This is a genomic window from Dermacoccus sp. NHGro5 (genome assembly GCF_017565385.1).
Classification (GTDB): Bacteria; Actinomycetota; Actinomycetes; order Actinomycetales; family Dermatophilaceae; genus Dermacoccus; species Dermacoccus nishinomiyaensis.
In genome coordinates this window covers 26,593-46,209 of sequence record NZ_JAGEKQ010000026.1, presented here as the reverse complement: position 1 = coordinate 46,209, position 19,617 = coordinate 26,593, and the positions used below count along the sequence as shown (strand labels likewise).

The 19,617-nt window shown below is 70.0% G+C and carries 16 protein-coding genes; 2 read left to right on the top strand and 14 right to left on the bottom strand.

Annotated elements, in window-relative coordinates; genetic code table 11:
• Positions 1 to 131: 131 nt before the first annotated feature.
• From J4Z35_RS11265 to J4Z35_RS11235, 7 genes are all read right to left on the bottom strand, one after another.
• Positions 132 to 2,612 carry a polyribonucleotide nucleotidyltransferase gene (locus J4Z35_RS11265; protein WP_062257521.1) on the bottom strand — a complete coding sequence of 827 codons (2,481 nt, stop codon included), beginning with the start codon at positions 2,610 to 2,612 and terminating at the stop codon, positions 132 to 134.
• 170 nt (positions 2,613 to 2,782) lie between these two features.
• Positions 2,783 to 3,052 (bottom strand): 30S ribosomal protein S15, encoded by a 270-nt coding sequence (rpsO, locus tag J4Z35_RS11260; RefSeq protein ID WP_006946370.1) that lies wholly within the window; start codon positions 3,050 to 3,052, stop codon positions 2,783 to 2,785.
• A gap of 181 nt (positions 3,053 to 3,233) precedes the next feature.
• A complete protein-coding gene (locus J4Z35_RS11255) occupies positions 3,234 to 3,665 on the bottom strand; it encodes a hypothetical protein (protein WP_062257519.1) in 432 nt (143 codons plus the stop codon).
• On the bottom strand, positions 3,640 to 5,808 hold the full coding sequence (locus J4Z35_RS11250; RefSeq protein ID WP_062257517.1) for a penicillin-binding transpeptidase domain-containing protein: 2,169 nt from the start codon (positions 5,806 to 5,808) through the stop codon (positions 3,640 to 3,642). The genes J4Z35_RS11255 and J4Z35_RS11250 overlap by 26 nt, the downstream gene beginning before the upstream one ends.
• Positions 5,805 to 6,368 carry a hypothetical protein gene (locus J4Z35_RS11245; protein ID WP_062257515.1) on the bottom strand — a complete coding sequence of 188 codons (564 nt, stop codon included), beginning with the start codon at positions 6,366 to 6,368 and terminating at the stop codon, positions 5,805 to 5,807. Before J4Z35_RS11245 ends, J4Z35_RS11250 begins: the two co-directional genes overlap by 4 nt.
• Positions 6,365 to 7,123: a rod shape-determining protein MreC gene (mreC, locus tag J4Z35_RS11240; protein ID WP_062257513.1), complete on the bottom strand. Its 759-nt coding sequence runs from the start codon at positions 7,121 to 7,123 to the stop codon at positions 6,365 to 6,367. The genes J4Z35_RS11245 and mreC overlap by 4 nt, the downstream gene beginning before the upstream one ends.
• A 146-nt stretch (positions 7,124 to 7,269) precedes the next feature.
• A complete protein-coding gene (locus tag J4Z35_RS11235; protein ID WP_074040534.1) occupies positions 7,270 to 8,295 on the bottom strand; it encodes a rod shape-determining protein in 1,026 nt (341 codons plus the stop codon).
• A 949-nt stretch (positions 8,296 to 9,244) separates the two neighbouring features.
• Here J4Z35_RS11235 and J4Z35_RS11225 point away from each other — a divergent pair.
• Positions 9,245 to 9,592: a TraR/DksA family transcriptional regulator gene (locus J4Z35_RS11225; RefSeq protein ID WP_062257508.1), complete on the top strand. Its 348-nt coding sequence runs from the start codon at positions 9,245 to 9,247 to the stop codon at positions 9,590 to 9,592.
• A 298-nt stretch (positions 9,593 to 9,890) separates the two neighbouring features.
• On the opposite strand, the gene ndk is transcribed toward J4Z35_RS11225, so the two are convergent.
• From ndk to ileS, 5 genes are all read right to left on the bottom strand, one after another.
• Complete coding sequence (gene ndk, locus J4Z35_RS11220) at positions 9,891 to 10,310, bottom strand: nucleoside-diphosphate kinase (protein ID WP_062257506.1); 420 nt, start codon at positions 10,308 to 10,310, stop codon at positions 9,891 to 9,893.
• 97 nt (positions 10,311 to 10,407) lie between these two features.
• On the bottom strand, positions 10,408 to 11,271 hold the full coding sequence (locus tag J4Z35_RS11215) for an undecaprenyl-diphosphate phosphatase (RefSeq protein WP_006944409.1): 864 nt from the start codon (positions 11,269 to 11,271) through the stop codon (positions 10,408 to 10,410).
• A complete protein-coding gene (locus tag J4Z35_RS11210; protein ID WP_006944394.1) occupies positions 11,268 to 11,678 on the bottom strand; it encodes a DUF4233 domain-containing protein in 411 nt (136 codons plus the stop codon). Before J4Z35_RS11210 ends, J4Z35_RS11215 begins: the two co-directional genes overlap by 4 nt.
• Positions 11,675 to 13,366, bottom strand: coding sequence for a folylpolyglutamate synthase/dihydrofolate synthase family protein (locus J4Z35_RS11205; RefSeq protein ID WP_006944412.1), 1,692 nt, complete (start codon positions 13,364 to 13,366; stop codon positions 11,675 to 11,677). The genes J4Z35_RS11210 and J4Z35_RS11205 overlap by 4 nt, the downstream gene beginning before the upstream one ends.
• Entirely contained in the window at positions 13,363 to 16,779 is a 3,417-nt protein-coding gene (gene ileS / locus J4Z35_RS11200; RefSeq protein ID WP_083603912.1) for an isoleucine--tRNA ligase, read from the bottom strand. The genes J4Z35_RS11205 and ileS overlap by 4 nt, the downstream gene beginning before the upstream one ends.
• Positions 16,780 to 17,446: 667 nt before the next feature.
• Here ileS and J4Z35_RS11195 point away from each other — a divergent pair.
• Positions 17,447 to 18,142, top strand: a complete 696-nt coding sequence (locus J4Z35_RS11195; RefSeq protein WP_074040536.1) for an SDR family oxidoreductase — start codon at positions 17,447 to 17,449, stop codon at positions 18,140 to 18,142.
• Positions 18,143 to 18,179: 37 nt separating this feature from the next.
• Here J4Z35_RS11195 and J4Z35_RS11190 read toward each other — a convergent pair whose 3' ends face one another.
• Both J4Z35_RS11190 and J4Z35_RS11185 read right to left on the bottom strand, forming a co-directional pair.
• Complete coding sequence (locus tag J4Z35_RS11190; RefSeq protein ID WP_074040537.1) at positions 18,180 to 18,674, bottom strand: DUF6584 family protein; 495 nt, start codon at positions 18,672 to 18,674, stop codon at positions 18,180 to 18,182.
• Between the two features lie 264 nt (positions 18,675 to 18,938).
• Positions 18,939 to 19,526: a GAD-like domain-containing protein gene (locus J4Z35_RS11185; RefSeq protein ID WP_074040538.1), complete on the bottom strand. Its 588-nt coding sequence runs from the start codon at positions 19,524 to 19,526 to the stop codon at positions 18,939 to 18,941.
• Positions 19,527 to 19,617: the final 91 nt, after the last annotated feature.

Sequence of the window (19,617 nt, the reverse complement as noted above, 5' to 3'; positions counted from 1 at the left end):
GCATCATCCCATGCGCCCCACACGGGTGAGATGACGAACCCGCCCCCGAGCCGCGGGTCGCGGATCGGGGGCGGGTTCGTCGGACGGAGCAGCTCACCTCAACGGTGGGCGCGCTCCCTCACGTGAGCGGCTCAGGCGTCCTCGGACGTCGCGGATGCCGCCTGGTCGTCGTCACCGGCGTCGACGAGCTGGTCGGACGCGGCGTCACCGCGGCCCTCGGCAGCGTCGTTGCCGCGGCCACGGCCACGGCCGCCACGACGACGCTGACGCGGCTTGCGCTCGCCGTCCTCATCGCTCGCGTGACCGGAGTCCATGTGGCCCGCAGCGTCGGCGATCTTCGCGGCGGCGTCAGCGCTGTCGGCGTCGACGTCGGCCGGAGCGGCCGGCGTCGTCTCGTTCGGCGCCTCGGGCGCGTCGTCGGCCTTGGCCTCCTCGACGACACCGAGCGACAGCTTGCCGCGCGGGTCGATCTCCTTGAGCTCGACCTGGACCTTCCGGCCGATCTTGAGGACGTCCTCGACGGCGTCGATGCGCTTGCCGCCGATGAGCTTGCGCACCTCGGAGATGTGCAGCAGGCCGTCCTTGCCCGGCAGGAGCGAGACGAACGCGCCGAACGTCGTCGTCTTGACGACGGTGCCGAGGAAGCGCTCGCCGACCTCCGGCATCTGCGGGTTCGCGATGGCGTTGACGGCGTTGCGCGCAGCCTCGGCGCTCGGGCCGTCCGTCGCACCGATGTAGACCGTGCCGTCGTCCTCGATCGACAGGTCGGCGCCGGTGTCCTCCTGGATCTGGTTGATCATCTTGCCCTTCGGGCCGATGACCTCACCGATCTTGTCGACGGGGATCTTGACGGCGAGCACGCGCGGAGCGAACGGCGACATCTCGTCGGGAGCGTCGATTGCCTCGTTCATGACGTCGAGGATGTGCAGACGCGCGTCGCGGGCCTGCGTCAGCGCGCCGGCGAGCACCTGCGCGGGGATGCCGTCGAGCTTCGTGTCGAGCTGGATGGCCGTGACGAACTCGCGCGTACCGGCGACCTTGAAGTCCATGTCGCCGAACGCGTCCTCGGCGCCGAGGATGTCGGTGAGCGCGGCGTACTGCGTCTCACCGTCGATCTCGGCGGAGACGAGACCCATCGCGATACCGGCGACGGGCGCGCGCAGCGGCACACCGGCGTTGAGCAGCGACAGCGTCGAGGCGCAGACCGAACCCATCGACGTCGAACCGTTCGAGCCGAGTGCCTCGGAGACCTGACGGATGGCGTACGGGAACTCCTCACGCGTCGGCAGCACCGGCATGAGCGCACGCTCGGCGAGCGCGCCGTGGCCGATCTCGCGACGCTTCGGCGAACCGACGCGACCCGTCTCACCCGTCGAGAACGGCGGGAAGTTGTAGTGGTGCATGTAACGCTTGCGCGTTCTCGGCGACAGCGAGTCGATCTGCTGCTCCATGCGCAGCATGTTGAGCGTCGTGACGCCCATGATCTGCGTCTCGCCGCGCTCGAAGATCGCGGAACCGTGCACGCGCGGCAGCACCTCGACCTCGGCCGAGAGCGCGCGGATGTCGGCGAGGCCACGGCCGTCGATGCGGACCTTGTCGCGCAGGATGCGCTCGCGCACGAGCTGCTTCTGCAGCGAGCGGAACGCGGCGGAGACCTCGGACTCGCGGCCCTCGAACGGCTTGCCCTCGCCGGCCAGCTCGGCCTTGAGCGCGTCCTTGATCTCGTCGAGCTTGCTCTCGCGCTCGGCCTTGCCCGCGATCGTCATCGCGGCGGCCGTCTGGTCGGTGCCGTCCTTCGCGACGGCCTCGTACACGTCGTCCTGGTAGTCGAGGAAGACCGGGAAGTCCTGGACCTCCTTGGCCGCCTGCTTCGCGAGCTCCATCTGGGCCTCGCACAGGACGCGGATGAACTTCTTCGCGGCCTCGAGGCCCTCGGCGACGACCTCTTCGGTCGGGGCCTGTGTGCCGTTCTTCACGAGGTTCCACGTCGACTCCGTCGACTCCGCCTCGACCATCATGATGGCGACATCATCACCCACGATGCGGCCGGCGACGACCATGTCGAACGCCGAGCGCTCGATGTCGGAGAAGTTCGGGAAGGCGACCCACTGGCCGTCGATGAGGGAGACGCGGACGCCACCGATCGGGCCCGTGAACGGCAGACCGGAGATCTGCGTCGACGCGGACGCACCGTTGATCGCGAGGACGTCGTACTGCACGTCCGGGTTCTGCGCGAGCACGGTGATGACGACCTGGACCTCGTTGCGCAGACCCTTCTTGAAGGCCGGGCGCAGCGGGCGGTCGATGAGACGGCAGGTGAGGATGGCGTCCGTCGAGGGGCGACCCTCGCGGCGGAAGAACGAGCCGGGGATCTTGCCGGCGGCGTAGCTGCGCTCCTCGACATCGACCGTCAGCGGGAAGAAGTCGAAGTGCTCCTTCGGCTGCTTGCTGGCCGTCGTCGTCGACAGCAGGCACGTGTCGTCGTCGAGGTACGCCATGACGGCGCCATTGGCCTGCTTGGCCAGGCGGCCCGTCTCGAAGCGGACGGTGCGGGTGCCGAACGAGCCGTTGTCGATGACGGCTTCGGCGAACTGGATCTCGGGACCCTCCATGTGGGGCCTCCTTCTTGTTTCATCTTCGTCTCGGGACGCGCATCGTCGTTGTGCGCGGCCCGTTTCTTGCTGCTTCGAGGCGACGCGGCGCGTGCCTCGAAAACACCGAGAGGCGGCCACCCTTTCAGGGATGACCGCCACTCGGCGTCAGATCATGGTGATCAATGCGATCAACGGCGCAGGCCGAGACGCTTGATCAGCGAGCGGTAACGCTCGATGTCGACCGACTCGAGGTAACGCAGCATGCGCTTGCGCTGACCGACGAGCAGGAGCAGACCACGACGGCTGTGGTGGTCGTGCTTGTGCGTGCGCGAGTGCTCCGTCAGGTCCTTGATGCGCTGCGTCAGCAGGGCGATCTGAACCTCGGGCGAGCCGGTGTCGCCTTCGGACGTGCCGTACTCGGCGATGATCTTCTTCTTCGTTTCAACGTCCAGGGGCATACCTGACTCCTTTGAACTCTCGCTGCGCGGTGCTCCCAGGCCTGTTCACTGGGGCGCTCTCGATCCGCGGCCGGTCTACGGCTTCGTTCAGGCTATCAGCGGCAGGAGGTGGCGGCCTAATCGACGAACTCGCCCCGGGCCTCGAACGCGGCCCGGCGCGACGCGCGTCGCAGCGCCGTCATCACGGGCCGGCCGACGGCCAGGACGAGGGCGACGTTCGTGATGACGCGCCCCAGATCCCAGCCCAGCGACGTGGCGAGGCTGAACGCGACGAAGTGCGCGAGGTTTGTCGCAAGCTGCGCCCCGGGACGGGGCTGATGCCGGGGTCGCCGGTCGTCGAGAACGGCCAGAACGACATGTTGAGGACGAAGCCGTACGCGAGTGACGCGAACGCCGTGTAGCCGCACAGCAGCGCGAGCTCGGCGGGCCAGCGCAGCCCGCGCCGCCACGGCAACAGGCCGGCACCGAGCGCGACCCAGCTCGCACCGAGCATCTGGTAAGGCAGCCACGGGCCGATGCCGGCCGTCAGGATCGCCGAGGCGAACATGCTCGTCGCGCCGAGCGCGAAACCGAACCCCGCGCCCGCCTCAGGCGCCCCGACGTGCGATGGCATCCCACACAGCGCGCCCGATGGGTGCCGCCACGCGTCCGCCCTCGCCGCCCTGGTCGACGCGCACGACGACGACGTAGCGGTGCCCCGCGACTGGCTCGGGCATGTAAGAGGCGAACCACGCGGTCGCCTGCTTGCCGTACACCTCGGCGGTGCCGGTCTTGCCGCTGATCGGGAAGCGGGCGAGGTCGAACCCGGCGAAGGCGTCCGACGCCGTCCCCGAGCGCAGGACGCGGGCGAGACCGTCGCGCTCGACGGCCAGCATCGCGGGGTCGAGGTGCAGGCTCGTGGTCTCCGTCTGCGCGGACGTCGCGTTGGGCACGAGCGTCGGCGTCACGCGTGTGCCGCCCGTCGCCACCGCGGCGTACGTCGCCGCCATCTGCAGTGGCGTTGCGCTGACGTCGCCTTGACCGATCGCGAGGTTGACCGCGTCACCGGCGTGCAGCACGTACCCGCTCGTGCAGTTCTCCTGCGCCACCTGCTTCAGGTAAGCCGCCCGCGCCTTGTCCGTGACCTCGGGGTAGCCGCGCTTCGCGCGCTCGCAGCTCCGGGCGCGCGTCGCCTCCCAGTCGCGTCGCTTCTGCGCCCGGTCGGTGACGGCGCCGCTCGCCTCGCCGGGCAGGTCGACGCCGGTGCGGGCACCGAAGCCGAACGTGCGGGCGGCTGCGGCGAACGCGTCGGGTGCGTCGACGGAGGCTTTCGCCCCGCCTGCGTCGAGCCAGCTGCGGTAGGCCCAGCGGTAGAAGACGGTGTCGCAGGAAACCTCGAGGGCCGTCGGGATGTCGATGCGACCGTGCGCCTCCGACTCGAAGTTGGTGAACGTGCGGTTGCCGATGCGCAGCGAACTCGGGCAGTCGTACGTCCCCTTCGGGTCGACACCAGCCGCGGCCGCCCCGAACAGCGACACCGCCTTGAACGTCGACGCCGGCGGCCCTGCCACCGTCACCGCACGGTTCGAGAGCGGGTCGGAGCCGCCGCGCGTCAACGTGTCCCACTCGGCCTGGGTGATGCCGCCGTTCCAGACGCTCGGGTCGTAGGTGGGCTGGTTCGTCAGCGCCGCCACCTGACCCGAATCGGCATCCATGACGACGACGGAACCCGAATCGGCCTTCGACCCGCCCTTACGGGCCGCGGCGATCCCCTTCGTGAGCGCGTCGGCCGCGGACTTCTGCAGCCCGGGGTCGAGGCTCGTGCGCACATCGGCGCCGTTCGTCGGCGCCTCGTCCGCCACGACGCGCTCGGCCTCCCCCGTCGGCGTGATGCTCACGACGCGGCGTCCGTCGCGGCCGCGCAGTTGCGTGTCGTACTGCTGCTCCAGGCCCGCGCGCCCGAGCAGCGCCGTCGTCGCGGGAGCTTCGCGGCCGGCCTCGCGCGCGGCGGTGACGTCGTCCGCCGTCGTCGTCGTGAGATAGCCGAGCACCTGCGCGAGCGAGCTGCCGCTCGGGCCGTACGTGCGTGTGGGGCGGGTCGTCGCCGCGACGCCCGGGTAGCGCTCCGGCTGTTCGAGGATGCCGCTGACGGCCTCCGTCGGGACGTCCGAGGCGATCGGCACGGGCTCGAACGGCTGACCGGAGAAACACACCGGTGCCGGCGCGGCGCCTTTCGTGCCGCAGGTCGCGGTGCGCCGTTCGAGGTCGGCGACGGGGCGGTCGATGGCGTGCGCGACGCGGCTCAGGATGCGATGCGCGTTCTCCGGACGGCGCAGTTGGTCGGGCGTGATCGTCAGCGTCGTCGTGGAGCCGTTGCCGACGAGCACACTGCCGTCCGCGGCAAGGATGCGTCCGCGCACGGCGGGGACGACGACGGCCCGCGTCGTCATCGCATCGGCGGCCGCGCGGCTCGCCCGAGCGTCGACGAGCTGCAGTTGGGCCAGGCGTCCGACGAGCACGATCGCGGCGACGAACGTCAGGACGAGGTAGATCGCGAGGCGCCGTTGGGCCGCCGAGGTGCCACCCGTACCTCGCCGAGAACCGATGCGTTCCGGCAGGAGAAACGGCCCCAGCGTGGCGCGTCGGCCACCCGCGGCACGCGAACCGGTTCGTGGCCGGCTGGCCTGACGGCGGCGCCCGGGCTCGGCATGGCCACGAGAGGCACGTCGCTCCGGCCTCGAGCCGACGCGACGACGGAGCCGCGCGAGCCGCCTCATGCCCGGCCTCGCGCTCGTTCACGCGCAGCCCAGCGGTTCCAGCGCCCGACGACGGCGAGGCCGATGACGCCGCCGACTACCACACGCACGAGCAGCGGCAGGACGGCGACGCCGACGCGTCCGCTCTGGGCCGCGGCGAGCGCGACGAGCGTCAGGTCGTGCACGAGGACGGCGACAGCGGCTAGCGCCGCAGCCGACCAGGCACTCACCGTCGCGGCCACCCGCAGGCGTCGCAGGACGAGCACGGTCGCGATGATCGCCGCCGCATGCGCGACGATGTCGACGCCGCCGGGCGGCAGCACGACGGAGAGCACGAGCCCGGCGAGCAGCCAGCCGAGCGCGGCGAGCGCCCCCGCGTCGAGCACGACACTCACCGCGAGCGGCGCGCCCAGCCACGCCACCCATTGGCCCAGGTGCGGGGGCAGCAGGACGGCGACGACGCCCGCGCCGAGCGTCCACAGAGCCCGCGTCGCGGCGAGCGCGGACGGGCGCGCGAGGATCGTCGCGGGCTCGCGCAGCGGTTCGGGCGCGAAGAGGACGCGCTGTTCGGCGCTCGTCATCGCGACGCCCGCGGGCGCAGCACGCCGACGACGTCGAGGCTGCTGAGGTCGACGGCGGGGCGGACGGTGGCGCTGCGCTCCAGGCGGCCACGGTCGGGGTCGATCGAGGTGACCGTCCCGATGCGCAACCCCGCCGGGTACGGCCGGCCCTGGGGGCTGCCGGCGGTGACGACGCGGGCTCCCTTCGTCGCCGAACCGCCCGCCGCGAGAACGAGACTGACGGATCCCTCGGCGCGCGCGGCCACCCCGTCGGGCGCCGCTCCGCTGACGCGGGCCAGCGTGCCGCCCGGTTCGAGGCGCGCTCCGACGACGCTCGCCGGGTCAGTGATGAGCGTGACCGTCGCGGCGTGCTCGTCGACCGCCGTGACCCGTCCGACGAGCCCGCCGGCCGCGACGACGGCCTGCGCCGTCTCGAGCCCGGCGTCCCGGCCCGCGTCGATCTGGACGCGCCGGGCGTCACCGGCCGCCGTCGCGGGCGTGAACGCGACGACGCGCGCTGTCACGACGTCGCGTCCTGACGCGGCGAACGAGCGCGACAGCTTCGAAGCCTCGTCGACGACGTGGTCGGCGTCGCTGACGGCGGCGGCCCGCGCCTCGGCGCGGATGCGCGCTTCCTTCGCCTCGCGCAACGCGTCGTCGCGGGGGGTCACCCAGCCGGCGATCGCACCGAGCGCACCCGAGGTCAAGTGCTGACCCCGTGCGCGCAGCGCGGGTGAGGCGGTGAGCGCGAGCAGCAGGACGGCGAGCACGGCCACCGCGACGAGTCGGCCGCGGCGGTGCGGGTCGCGTCGCGGCGGGGCAGCACCGAATTCACCCGACGACCGCCGAACCGATCGCCCCCCGCGCCCGGATCTCGCCGTCGGTGACGACGTCGACCTTGTTCGCGCCCGGCGCGGGTTCTTCACCGCGTCACGGGCATGAGCAGCCCACGCATGAGGTCGTAGTTCTCGACGCACGCACCGGCGCCGAGGACGACGGCGTTCGCCGGGTCGGCGGCGACGCGGACGGGAACGGCGAGTTCGTGGTGCAGGCGCACGTCGAGCCCGCGCAGCTGCGCTCCCCCGCCGGTCAGGACGATGCCGGTGTCGAGGATGTCGCCGGCCAGCTCCGGCGGGCATGCGTCGAGGGTGGCGCGGACGGTGTCGCAGATCGCGAGCAGGGTCGGTTCCAGCGCGCGCCGGATCTCGACGCTCGTCACGGTGACGCTGCGCGGCAGCCCACCGATGAGGTCGCGTCCGCGCACCTCGCACGTCAGTTCCTCGGTGAGCGGGAAGGCGCTGCCGACGTCGAGCTTGATGCGTTCGGCGGTGCGTTCGCCGAGCAGCAGCGCGTATTCGTTCTTCAGGTGGGCTGCGATCGCGTCGTCGAGTTCGTGGCCGCCGAGGCGGACGGAGCGTGAGCGCACGACCCCGCCGAGGCTCGTGACGGCGACGTCGCTCGTGCCGCCGCCGATGTCGACGACCATCGACGCCTGCGTGGCCTGCACGTTGAGCCCGGCGCCGACTGCGGCGGCGACGGCTTCTTCGATGACGTCGACGTGGCGCGCGCCGGCGCGCATCGCGGCGTCCTCGAGGGCGCGGCGTTCGACGCCGGTCACCTCCGAGGGGACGCAGACGACGACGCGTGGGCGGATGAGGCGGGAGGGTCGCGAGCGGGCGATGAAGTAGCGCAGCATGCGCTCGGCGGCGTCGGCGTCGCTGATGACGCCGCCGACGAGGGGGCGGACGACGGAGACGCGCCCGGGGGCTCGTCCGAGCATCTCCTTGGCGTCGTGGCCGGCGGCGAGCAGGTCGCCGGTCGCCGCGTCGAGTGCGACGACGCTGGGTTCGTCGACGACGATGCCCTGCCCGCTCTCGTAGACGAGCGTGTGCGCGGTCCCGAGGTCGATCGCGAGATCACGCGAGGGGGTCTTCAGTCGTCCGAGCACCGGGTGAGTATTTCAAAGTTGTCTGGGTGCCGCCGTTCGCCGAGCAAGGGGCGGACGCAAATTCGCTGGCCGGGCGCCGCGCCGCGCCGGCACGGCACGATGACCGTGGCGCCGCCTGCGCCCAGCTCACGCCCGGCCTCAGCCCGGATGCGTCGGAGCGAAGGGAAGCGGATTCTCAGGCGGATCATCTCCCGCAGCATGCGCCTGACGCGTCGTGCGGCTGGGGCGTTCTCGACGCGCGAAAGCGATTGACATGACCCGAGATGCCGATTTCAAGAAGTTCGTGCGCGCCCGGATGGCCGCGTCTGACGCGACCTACCTGCAGGCACGCACCGAACTGACGCGGACGCAGCCTGCGATCGAACAGCCTCCGACCGACCGGGCGGCGTCCCCCATCCCGAACGGCGCGCCAAGCCCTCTCGCCCAGGACCCCATCATCCCGACGGCTCTGGGGAAGTCGGCTCGTCAGTTCTTCGACGACAGCCGCCTGCGCACCATCCCCACGAAGCGAACGAAGCGCATGGCCGTGCTCCTCGTCTCGTCACGCGTTTCGAACCGCGTCGAGCGTACCCGGAGGCCGAGGTGTCGCGGATGCTGGCTGAGGTCCACGAGGACCCTGCGTATCCGCGCTGCGAGCTCGTCAACGTCGGTTGTCTCCGGCGCGAAGCGGGTGAGTACACGTTGGCACCTGCGCCACCGGCCCGCGACACGCGGTGGGCCAGGAGTTTCCCCGCGAGGAGGCCGACGTGTTCGCGGCGCTGTGGCAGCGCACGCCGCAGCGGTGACGCCCGGCGTGGCGCTTCGTCGTGGCACTTCGACGGGGCGCGTGACGCGGCGGTCGTCTTGAGGCGTCCCCGTCCCGACGCGACGCACTGCGGTGCAGCTCGGCCCACTGTCGCTCGTCCCGGTGCCGTGGCGGGTTGGCCGACGGTGACCGTACGATGGGGGCATGACCCCGGACGCTGCTCGCGCGCTGCTGGTCGAGAAACGTCGGGAGACGGTGGCTCGCCTGCGGGGGTTGGATGAGAGTTGGGCCGACATCGTCGAGTCGGCGCGCGATGCGAACATCGACGACGAGCACGACCCGGAGGGTTCGACGGTCGCCGTCGCCCGGGCCCAGGTCTCGTCGCTGGCTGACGAGGGACGTGGCCGACTCGCTGCGATCGACGCTGCGCTCGCACGCGTCGACGTGGGAACGTTCGGTGTGTGCGAACGCTGCGGCGCGACGATTCCGGACGCTCGTCTCGAGGCTCGCCCGACAGCCACCCGCTGCGTTACGTGCGCGGCAGCGCGCTGAGCCCCACCCCCTGCCGTCCGGGTGAGCCCGATGTGCAGTCAACGCCTCACCGCACACCGATCCTCGCTCGGTGGCATGCGCATCCGATCAGCGCCTCACCGGAACCGACCCTCGATCCACGCGAACGCGGGCCCGGGATGACGGACGCCGCCCCGGCCGGACACCGAGCGTGCGAGGTGAGCGGTCGAGGCGGCGTCCGTCATCCCGCCCGAAGCTGTGTCGCACCGAGCGAGCGACAGGTGTGGGCGAGCCTGCGAGCCCACACCTGTCGCTCACCGGAAGACACAGCGAGGGAAGGTCAGAACCAGATCGCGATCTCGCGTTCGGCGGATTCGGTGGAGTCGGAACCGTGGACGATGTTCTGCTGCACCTTGAGGCCCCAGTCGCGGCCGAGGTCGCCGCGGATGGATCCGGGGGCCGCTTCGGTGGGGTTGGTGGCGCCGGCGAGGGAGCGGAAGCCCTTGATGCAGTCGTTGCCTTCGATGACCGCGACGACGATGGGGCCGGAGCTCATGAATTCGACGAGCGGTTCGTAGAAGGGCTTGCCTTCGTGTTCGGCGTAGTGCGCAGCGAGCTGGTCGCGCGTCGCCTCCGTCACCTGCAGCTTGGCGATCGTGTAGCCCTTCGCTTCGATGCGGCGCAGCACCTCGCCGGTGAGGCCGCGGCGGTAGCCGTCGGGCTTGATGATGACGAGGGAGCGTTCGAGCTGTGCGGTCATGGTGTCCTCCAGGCAGAGAGTGCGGATCTGCCCCCAACCTATCGAAGGTCGGGGGCAGATCATGAATGCCGTTCGTCGCGGCGGGCGCGTGGATCGCTCAGTTGACGGCGGCGTCGATCGTGCCGGTCGCGAGCAGCCCGAAGACGACGAGTGCGAGCGCGATGCGGTAGATGACGAACGGGCGGAAGTTGTGCGTCGAGATGTATCGCATGAACCAGGAGATGACGGCGTAGCCGACACCGAACGCGAGCAGTGTCGCGATGGCGATCATGCCCCAACTGCCGGAGTCGTGATCCTTGCCCTTGCTGATGACGTCCATGAGTTCGAGCAGGCCGGACGACAGCACCGCCGGGATGGCGAGCAGGAACGAGTAGCGAGCCGCGGCGGGTCGGGAGTAGCCCATGAACAGACCACCGGCGACGGTGCCGCCCGAGCGCGAGACGCCGGGGATGAGGGCGAGTGCCTGGAAGAAGCCGTACTTGACGCCGTCGGCCCACGTCAGCTCGTCCAGGCCCTTCTCGTGATGGCCTTCCTCGACGCGCTTGTCGGAGACGACATCGGCCAGCATGATGACGAGCGCGAAGACGAGCAGCATCGTCGCGGTGATCCACAGGTTGCGCAGCGTGCCCTCGATCGCGCTCTTGAACAGGATGCCGAGGATGCCGATCGGCAGGGTGCCGATGATGACGAGCCAGCCCATCCGCGCGTCGGGGTCGTCCTTCGCGACGTGGCCGCGCAGCGAGCCGAACCACGCCTTGATGATGCGGACGATGTCCTTCCAGAAGTACACGAGGACGGCCGTCTCCGTGCCGAGCTGGTTGATGGCGGTGAACGCGGCGCCGCCGCCGTCGTTGTCGAAGAACACGCGACCGACGAGCAGTTGGTGCGCCGACGACGAGATCGGCAGGAACTCGGTGAGCCCTTGCACGATGCCGAGGACGACGGCCTCGAGCCAGTTCATGAATACTCCCTCATGAAGTTACGAGTGAGCTCGTCCATCTTGTCGCCCTGTACGAGCGCGGTGATCCACAGCGAGAGGAAGATGAGGCCGACGACGAGCATGGACGGGACGATGAACGCGGTGAGCAGCGTCGCTGCCTGCAGCACCCATCCCAACGGAATGCCGAGCGGTTTGCGCATCGACGCGCTGGAATACAGGCAGAGCACAGCCAGCGCAATGCCGACCCAGAGCAACGTCGTCGCGTTGCCGCCACCGTCGGGGTGCCGGGAGTGGTCGAGGCCCCACGCGACGAGCGCGAAGAAGAACAGGACGAACGCCTGGCAGCCGATGACGGCGCCCGCAAGCTGTCGCGTCTTTTTCTCGCCGACGCCGGTGAAGCGGAGGCGACGGATCCATTCGGCGATCATGACGACGTCACCCCCAGCAGCATGCGCACGTCCGCGGCCGTGACGACGGAGCCCGTCGCGAGGACGCCACTTCCGACGCCTTCGTCGTCGGCGAGGGCCGCCGCGCGGTCGAGGGCGTCCGGCAGGCTGTCGACGACGGTGACGCGATCGTCGCCGTACAGTTCGGCGGCGAGCTGGCCGAGTTCGCGCGGATCCATCGAGCGCGGCGACGTGTTGCGCGTGACGACGACGTGGTCGAGCGTCGGTTCGAGCGCGAGCAGCAGCTCTTCGGCGTCCTTGTCGGCGAGCACGGCGACGAGCCCGACGAGGCGGTTGAACTGGAAGGAATCCGCGAGCGCCTCACGCAGTGCCTGCGCGCCGGCCGGGTTGTGCGCGGCGTCGACGAGGACTGTCGGCGAGCGCCGCACCACCTCGAGTCGCCCGGGCGAGGTGACGGCGTCGAGCGCGGCGCGCAGCACGCCGTCGTCGATCTTAGTCTCTCCTCCCCCGAGGAACGCCTCGACGGCGGCGATCGCCGTCGCGGCGTTGTGTGCCTGGTGCGCGCCGAACAGGGGCAGGAAGAGGTCGTCGTACTCACCGGCGAGGCCCTTGACGGAGATCATCTGCCCGCCGACGGCCGCCTCGCGCGCGGTGACGGCGTACGCGTCGCCCTCGCGCAGCATCGTCGCGTCGACCTCGAGGCACTGTTCGCGCAGGATCTCGTCGACCTCCGGCACCTGCGCGGCGACGACGGCGAACGCGCCGGGCTTGATGATGCCCTTCTTCTCGTGCGCGATGTCCTCGACCGTGTCACCGAGCAGCCGCTGGTGATCGAGCGCCACGGGCGTGACGACGCTGACGACGCCGTCGGCGACGTTCGTCGCGTCCCACGCGCCGCCGAGGCCGACCTCGACGATTGCGACGTCGACGGGCGCGTCCGCGAACACGGCGTAGGCGAGGACGACGACGACCTCGAAGTACGTCATCCGCACGCCGCCGTTGCTCGTGCTCTCGTGGTCGACCATCGCGATGAACGGTTCGATGTCGTCCCACACACGCACGAGCCGTTCGACGTCGACGGGTTCGCCGTCGAGGCTGATGCGCTCACGGAAGTCGTGCAGGTGCGGTGAGGTGAATCGCCCTGTCTTCAAACCGCGTTCGCGCACGAGCCGCTCGACGATGCGGGTCGTCGACGTCTTGCCGTTCGTGCCCGTGAGGTGGATCATCGGGAAGCTCGTCTGCGGGTCGCCGAGCAGTTCCATCGCGCGACGCACACGTTCGAGGGACGGTTCGGGGTTGTTCTCCGGGGTGCGCGCGAGGATCTCGTCCTCGATCTCGCGCGCCCGCAGCCGCAGCGCTGCAGCTTCCTCGGCCTCGCGAGCGGCGGCCCGGGGGTCGCCGCTGCGCTGGGCCTTCTTGCTCACGAGGTTGTCGCCGACGATGCCCGTCGTCAGGGCGCGCTCCGTGGGGTCGGCGGCGTCGCCCGTCTCACCGCCCGGGCCGGCCGAGCCGTCACCGATGACGTGCTCGGCGACGTACTCGTCGAGATCCATCTCCTCGTTCGCGTGTCCGAACGATTCGCCCTGGATGCCGAACGTCGCGTACCCGTCGCGCGGGCTCTCACCCTCGACGAGGTGTTCGTTGACGTCGGCGCCGTCGAATCCGTCGCCGTCGTAGTCGTTCTCGTCGCGCGGACGCTGGTCGCTCATTTGTTCTCCACCTTCTTCACGACGATACGCACCTGCTGCTTGTCGCCGACCTCGGCGCTCGTGCCGACGCCGTCGGGCAGCTGGTGCTGCGTGCCCGCCGAGCCGAACTGCACCGCGAGCGTCTCACGCATGATGAGGTCCTGGTGCGCGACGGTCGCCGCCCACACCTCGTCGTCACCGGTGATGGTGAGCGAGATACGGTCGGAGATGTCGAGACCGGCGTCGCGCCGGGCCTGCTGGACGGCGCGCACGACGTCGCGCGCGAGGCCCTCGGCGGCGAGCTCCGGCGTCACCTGCGTGTTGAGGACGACGAAGCCACCACCGGGCAGCATCCCGGCGGCTGTGTCGGCGCCGGCCTTCTCGGTGTCGACGACCATGTCGAGCGTGTACTCGCCCTCCTCGAGCGCGAGCCCACCGGCGGTGACGACGCCGTCGGCGCCCAGCGACCAGTCGCCGGACTTGCTGCCCTTGATGGCCTGCTGCACGTTCTTGCCGAGCCGAGGGCCGGCCGCGCGAGCGTTGACGGTGAGGCGCCGGCTGACGCCGAGCGCATCCGCGTCGACGTTCGCCGAGTCGGCGAGCACGACGTTCTTGACGTTGACCTCGTCGGAGATCAGATCGGCGAACTGCTCCAACGGGTGCGGGTTCTCACCGACGAACGTCACCGACTCCAGCGGCAGGCGCACGCGCAGCTTCTCGGCCTTTCGGATGGCGAGCGTTGCGGAGCACACCTCACGGGCGCGGTCCATCGCCGTGACGAGGTCGGCGTCCGCGGGCAGGTCGTCGGCGACGGGGAAGTCGGTGAGGTGCACCGAGCGTCCGCCCGTCAGGCCGCGCCAGATCTGCTCGGTCTCGAACGGCAGCAGCGGCGCCGCGGCGCGCGTCACGACCTCGAGCGCGGTGTAGAGCGTGTCGAACGCCTCGTTGCTCGACGCCTCGTGCTCGGTGCCCGTGCTCGCGGACGATCCGGTGCCCCAGAACCGCTCGCGGCTGCGGCGGATGTACCAGTTCGTCAGCACGTCGAGGAAGCTGCGGACGCTGTCGCACGCCCCCGCGATGTCGTACGCGTCCATCTGCGTCTGCACCTGCGCGACGAAGTCGTGCAGCTTGGCGAGCAGGTAACGGTCTAGCACGTCGTTCGACGCCGTCGACCACTGCGCGTCGTAACCCTCACCACCGTTTGCGGCGTTCGCGTAGAGCGCGAAGAACGAGTACGCGTTCCACAGCGGCATCATGACCTGACGCACGCCGTCACGGATGCCCTGCTCGGTGACGGACAGGTTGCCGCCGCGCAGGATCGGGCTCGACATGAGGAACCAGCGCATCGCGTCGGCGCCGTCACGGTCGAACACCTCGGACACGTCCGGGTAGTTGCGCAGCGACTTGCTCATCTTCTGCCCGTCGCTGCCGAGCACGATGCCGTGGCAGATGACGGAGGAGAACGCGGGCTTGTCGAACAGCGCCGTCGCGAGGATGTGCAGCGTGTAGAACCAGCCGCGCGTCTGACCGATGTACTCGACGATGAAGTCGGCCGGGAAGTGGTTCTCGAACCACGATTCGTTCTCCATCGGGTAGTGCACCTGCGCGTAGCTCATCGAGCCCGAGTCGAACCAGACGTCGAGGACGTCGTCGACCCGACGCATCGTCGCCTTCCCCGACGGGTCGTCGGGGTTCGGGCGCGTCAGCTCGTCGACGAACGGACGGTGCAGGTCGACCTCGCCGTCAGCATTGCGGGGCAAGGCGCCGAAGTCACGTTCGATCTCCTCGAACGAGCCGTAGACGTCGAGGCGCGGGAACTCCGGGTTGTCCGACTTCCACACGGGAACGGGGCTGCCCCAGAAGCGGTTTCGGGTGATCGACCAGTCGCGCGCGTTCTCGAGCCATTTGCCGAACTGGCCGTGCTTGACGTTGCCCGGCACCCAGTCGATCTCCTCGTTGAGCGCGAGCATGCGCTCCTTGATCGCCGTCACCTCGACGAACCAGGAGCTCACCGCCATGTAGATGAGCGGCTGACGGCAGCGCCAGCAGTGCGGGTAGGAGTGGTCGTAGCTCTCGCGGCGCACGAGGACGGTGCCGTCGCTGGCGTGCCCGGCGTTCGCAATGTCGCCCTTCGTCGCCGCTTTGAGGTGGTCGATGACGTGCGGGTTCGCGTCGAACACCTGCATGCCCTCGTAGTCGCTCACCGGGTAGGTGAACCGGCCGTCGGGGCCGACGGGCACGACGACGGGGATGCCGGCCGCGTCGGTCGCGGCCTTGTCCTCCTCACCGAACGCGGGAGCCATGTGGACGAGGCCCGTACCGTCGTCGGTCGTGACGTAGTCGGCCGACAGGATGCGCCACGCCTTGCCCACGACGCGCTCGTCGTCGAGGAAGTACGTGAACGGCGCGGTGTAGGTGAGGCCGACGAGCTCGGAGCCCTTCATGCGACGCACGACCTTCGCGGCGAGCGCGTCGGCGTCGAGCTTCTCGCCGAACAGGTCCTTGCTGTAGGCCGCGAGGCGCGCCTCGGCGATGACGTACTTCTCGTCGCTGCCGGTCGGGCCTGAGGCCTCGACGACGACGTAGTCGATGTCCGGGCCGACGGAGACGGCGAGGTTGCTCGGAAGCGTCCACGGCGTCGTCGTCCAGATGAGGGCCTTCTCCCCCGTCTCGAGCGTGAAACCGACCGTCACCGCCGGGTCCTGACGGTTCTTGTAGACGTCCTCGTCCATGCGCAGCTCGTGGTTGGACAGCGGCGTCTCGTCGTTCCAGCAGTACGGCAGCACGCGCAGGCCCTCGTAGATGAGGCCCTTGTCGTAGAGCGACTTGAACGCCCAGATGACCGACTCCATGTAGCCCGAGTTGTACGTTCGGTAGCCGCGCTCGAAGTCGACCCAGCGGCCCATGCGGGTGACGTAGTCCTCCCAGTCGGAGGCGTATTTCATGACGCTCTTCTTCGCGGCGTCGTTGAACTTCTCGATCCCCATGTCGAGGATGTCGTCCTTGGTCTTGAGGCCGAGCTGGCGCATCGCCTCGAGCTCGGCGGGCAGGCCGTGCGTGTCCCAGCCGAAGACGCGGTCGACGCGCTTTCCGCGCATCGTCATGTACCGCGGGACGAGGTCCTTGACGTAACCCGTCAGCAGGTGGCCGTAGTGCGGCAGGCCGTTCGCGAAGGGCGGGCCGTCGTAGAAGACGAACTCGTTGTCGCCGTTCTCGCCGGCGTCGCGCTGCTCGATCGAGGCCTGGAACGTGTCGTCGCGCCGCCAGTAGTCGAGGACGGCCTTCTCGATGGACGGGAAGTTCGGGCTGCTCGGCACGCCCTTGGGGATGCCGAACGCCTCGCCGGTGCCGGGGGTCGTGGCGGCCGCTCCCGCTGCGTCATCGGGGGTCGCTGCCGCGTGCTCTCGCGTGAGGTCGACCTTGGGGTAGGTCATGGTGGCATCCTTTGCGCGTCAGATCGTCGAGCAAGGACGACGTCGCCGGCGTGTGCCGGGTGGCCGCGGTACCACCTTGCTTGCCATCTCGAACCCGCGCTCTCGCCCGGTGGCGGGCGCACGAGGAGCGACATGACCGCTTCATGCCGGCTGTGACGGGCCACTCCCGCCCGGTTCTACTGGGGTGCGCTCGCGGTGTGCGCAACCTGTTCTTCCGGGGACTCGCCGCTGATGACGGCTCGAACGTCGTTGCCACCATGTTACCCGCCGTGGCGGAGTGTTCGATCGCACGGGCAAGCCGGTGCCCCCCGGCCTGTTGCCACCTGCCCCGGAGCGACTCGACGAGCCCGGACCAGCTGCACCAGTGGTGAGTCGGCCAGCCCGGGCCGACTGCATGAGTAATGTGCATCTGCACGACTTTCATGACGCACATTCCTCGTGCAGATGCACGATTCTCGGGCAGCTGAGAAACCGGCCGCTGCGGGCAGGATCTGTGGGGCCGGGAAGCGCAGCAACGGGCCCACCGAGCAGATGGAGCCGGGCCCGCCGCGTGGTCTTCGTTGCGAACCGACCCGGGCCCGCCGCGCGGTCTTCGTTACCGTGAGTCCAGCCCCGCCGCCCTGCCGACCATGCCTGTCGACGGGCCCACCCTTTTGAGGAGAACATCATGACGTCTCGCCCCACCGTCCTCGTCACCGGCGGTACGCGCGGCATCGGCCGCGCCATCTGTGACGCCCTGGCCGCCGATCACGACCTCATCATCGGCGGCGCGTCTGCCGACGCCGTCACCGAGGCGTGTGCGCGATACGAGAACGCCCGGCCGTTCGTCGCGGATCTGGCGGACGAGGCCTCGACGACTCGCGCCGTCGAAGCTCTCGGATTGACGCGTCTCGACGGCGTCGTCCACTCCGCCGGCGTGCTCGGCAACGGCGCGCTGACGGATCTGCGTCGTGACGACTGGCGCCGCACGTTCGAGATCAACGTCGTCGCCGTCGCCGATCTGACGCGGCTGCTCCTGCCCGCCCTGGAGGCGGCTCGCGGCACCGTCGTCGTCATCAACTCCGGTTCGGGGCTGACGGCGGGTGGCCCCGGCGGCGTCTACTCGGCGTCGAAATTCGCAGCCCGCGCCCTCACGGACGCGATGCGAGAGGAGCTGCGCCCGATGGGGATTCGCGTCTCGTCCGTGCACCCGGGGCGGGTGGCGACCGACATGCAGGTCGAGCTCAATTCCTTCGAGGGCCGCGAGTACGACGAGGCGAACTACCTGCGGCCCGAGTCGGTCGCGAGCGCCGTCCGCCTCGCCCTCACGGCGACGCCGGACGCGAACGTCGACATGATCTCCGTCCGCCCCGGCCCGCGATGAATCACCTGAGCGACACCATGGGCGAGCGTGTCCCTGGTCAGTGCAGCACCCACTGAGAGAAGCTCCACGCGCCCCACAGCATGAGGAAGAGGCTCCACGAAGTGGCCAGCACCATCGTCAATCCGCACCCGATGTCTCCGGCGCGTTCACGCCAGCCGGCTGTGTAGCCCTCCTGTGGGGCCCGATCCCCGTGCCATCGCCGCGGCTCGCCCGCCTCGACACGCAACTGCGCAACCTGCGGCGCCGTGGACACCATGCGAACCCGTCTGGGGATGCTGCGCCACTGCGCCGCAGGCCCTCCGCGGAAGGTCCGCCATGCGGCAATTGCGTCTCGCGCCACTTCGTCTTCGCGCCCGAGGACGAAGAGCAGCGCGCCCGCCGCGGGCAGATCCCCCATCTCGAGGTGCACCTGCGCGAGCAGCGCGATGACCTCGTCGTCGGGCGACTCCACGAGATAACTCGTCAAGCGCTGACGAGCCATCCAGAGGCGGCCTTGCGCAATGTCGCCGCGGGCTCGGTCGAGGGCGGTCATGGCCCTGATGATGCCCTACCGGCGGGCCGACGCACGACCCCATTCTCAGCGCGTCATTCCACCGTCACCGACTTGGCGAGGTTGCGGGGCTTGTCGACGTCGTGCCCGAGCACCTGCACGTCACTCGCTCAGCGCTGGTGCGCCATTTGGCCGGTACGACTAAGCACGCCCCACTTCCATTGAAGTGGGGCGTGCTTTGTCGATCCTCACCGAGGTGGGTGTTCGGGGCTCCCGCAGGTCAGCGCATGACCACAGGCTGGCGGATCAGCGCTGACGCTGCTCGCGCACCATGCGGTGCGTCAGGAGGGCGTGCTGGACGCCGTCACCCTTCGTCAGTGCGTCGGGGCTGACGGTGCCGCCGAGCGGCAGCATCGGCGTGAACGAGTAGAGCTCGCCCTCACCGAGCAGCCCCAGCTTGGTGCGCGCACCCTGGTGCGGTCCGCGCAGGTCCGCGAGGTGCGACGACGGCCCGACGAGGTGCTCGGCGAAGAACTCGTCGGCCGACTCGGCAACGACGAGGTTGGTCAGGAAGTGCGGGTCGAGGCACTGCACGCGGCCGTCTTCGTCGAGGTGGTACACGTGCCCGAAGCTCGTGACGGCGAACGGGATGCTCGCGACGCCGACACCGAACCACTCCTGCAGCACGGGCGTCCACACGGCGGGGTCGACGAGCTGCAGCTCCTGCTTGCCGTACCAGCCAATGCCGTAATCGCGGTACAGCGCGAGCAGCGACTGCGGCAGCCGGTCGGCCGCGTACTCGACGAACGCGGGCCCCACGGGGGTGACGTCGCTCGGCGCGAAACGCGCGACGAAGGGCTCGATCGCGGCGGCGCCGCGCGGCGTGGCGTTCATGTTCGTGTGCTCCCTCGTCCGAGCGACGTCTCGCCCTGATTCTCCTACGCGCCCGGCATGTGGGCGCGTCGCCGACCATCTGCTCATAGCC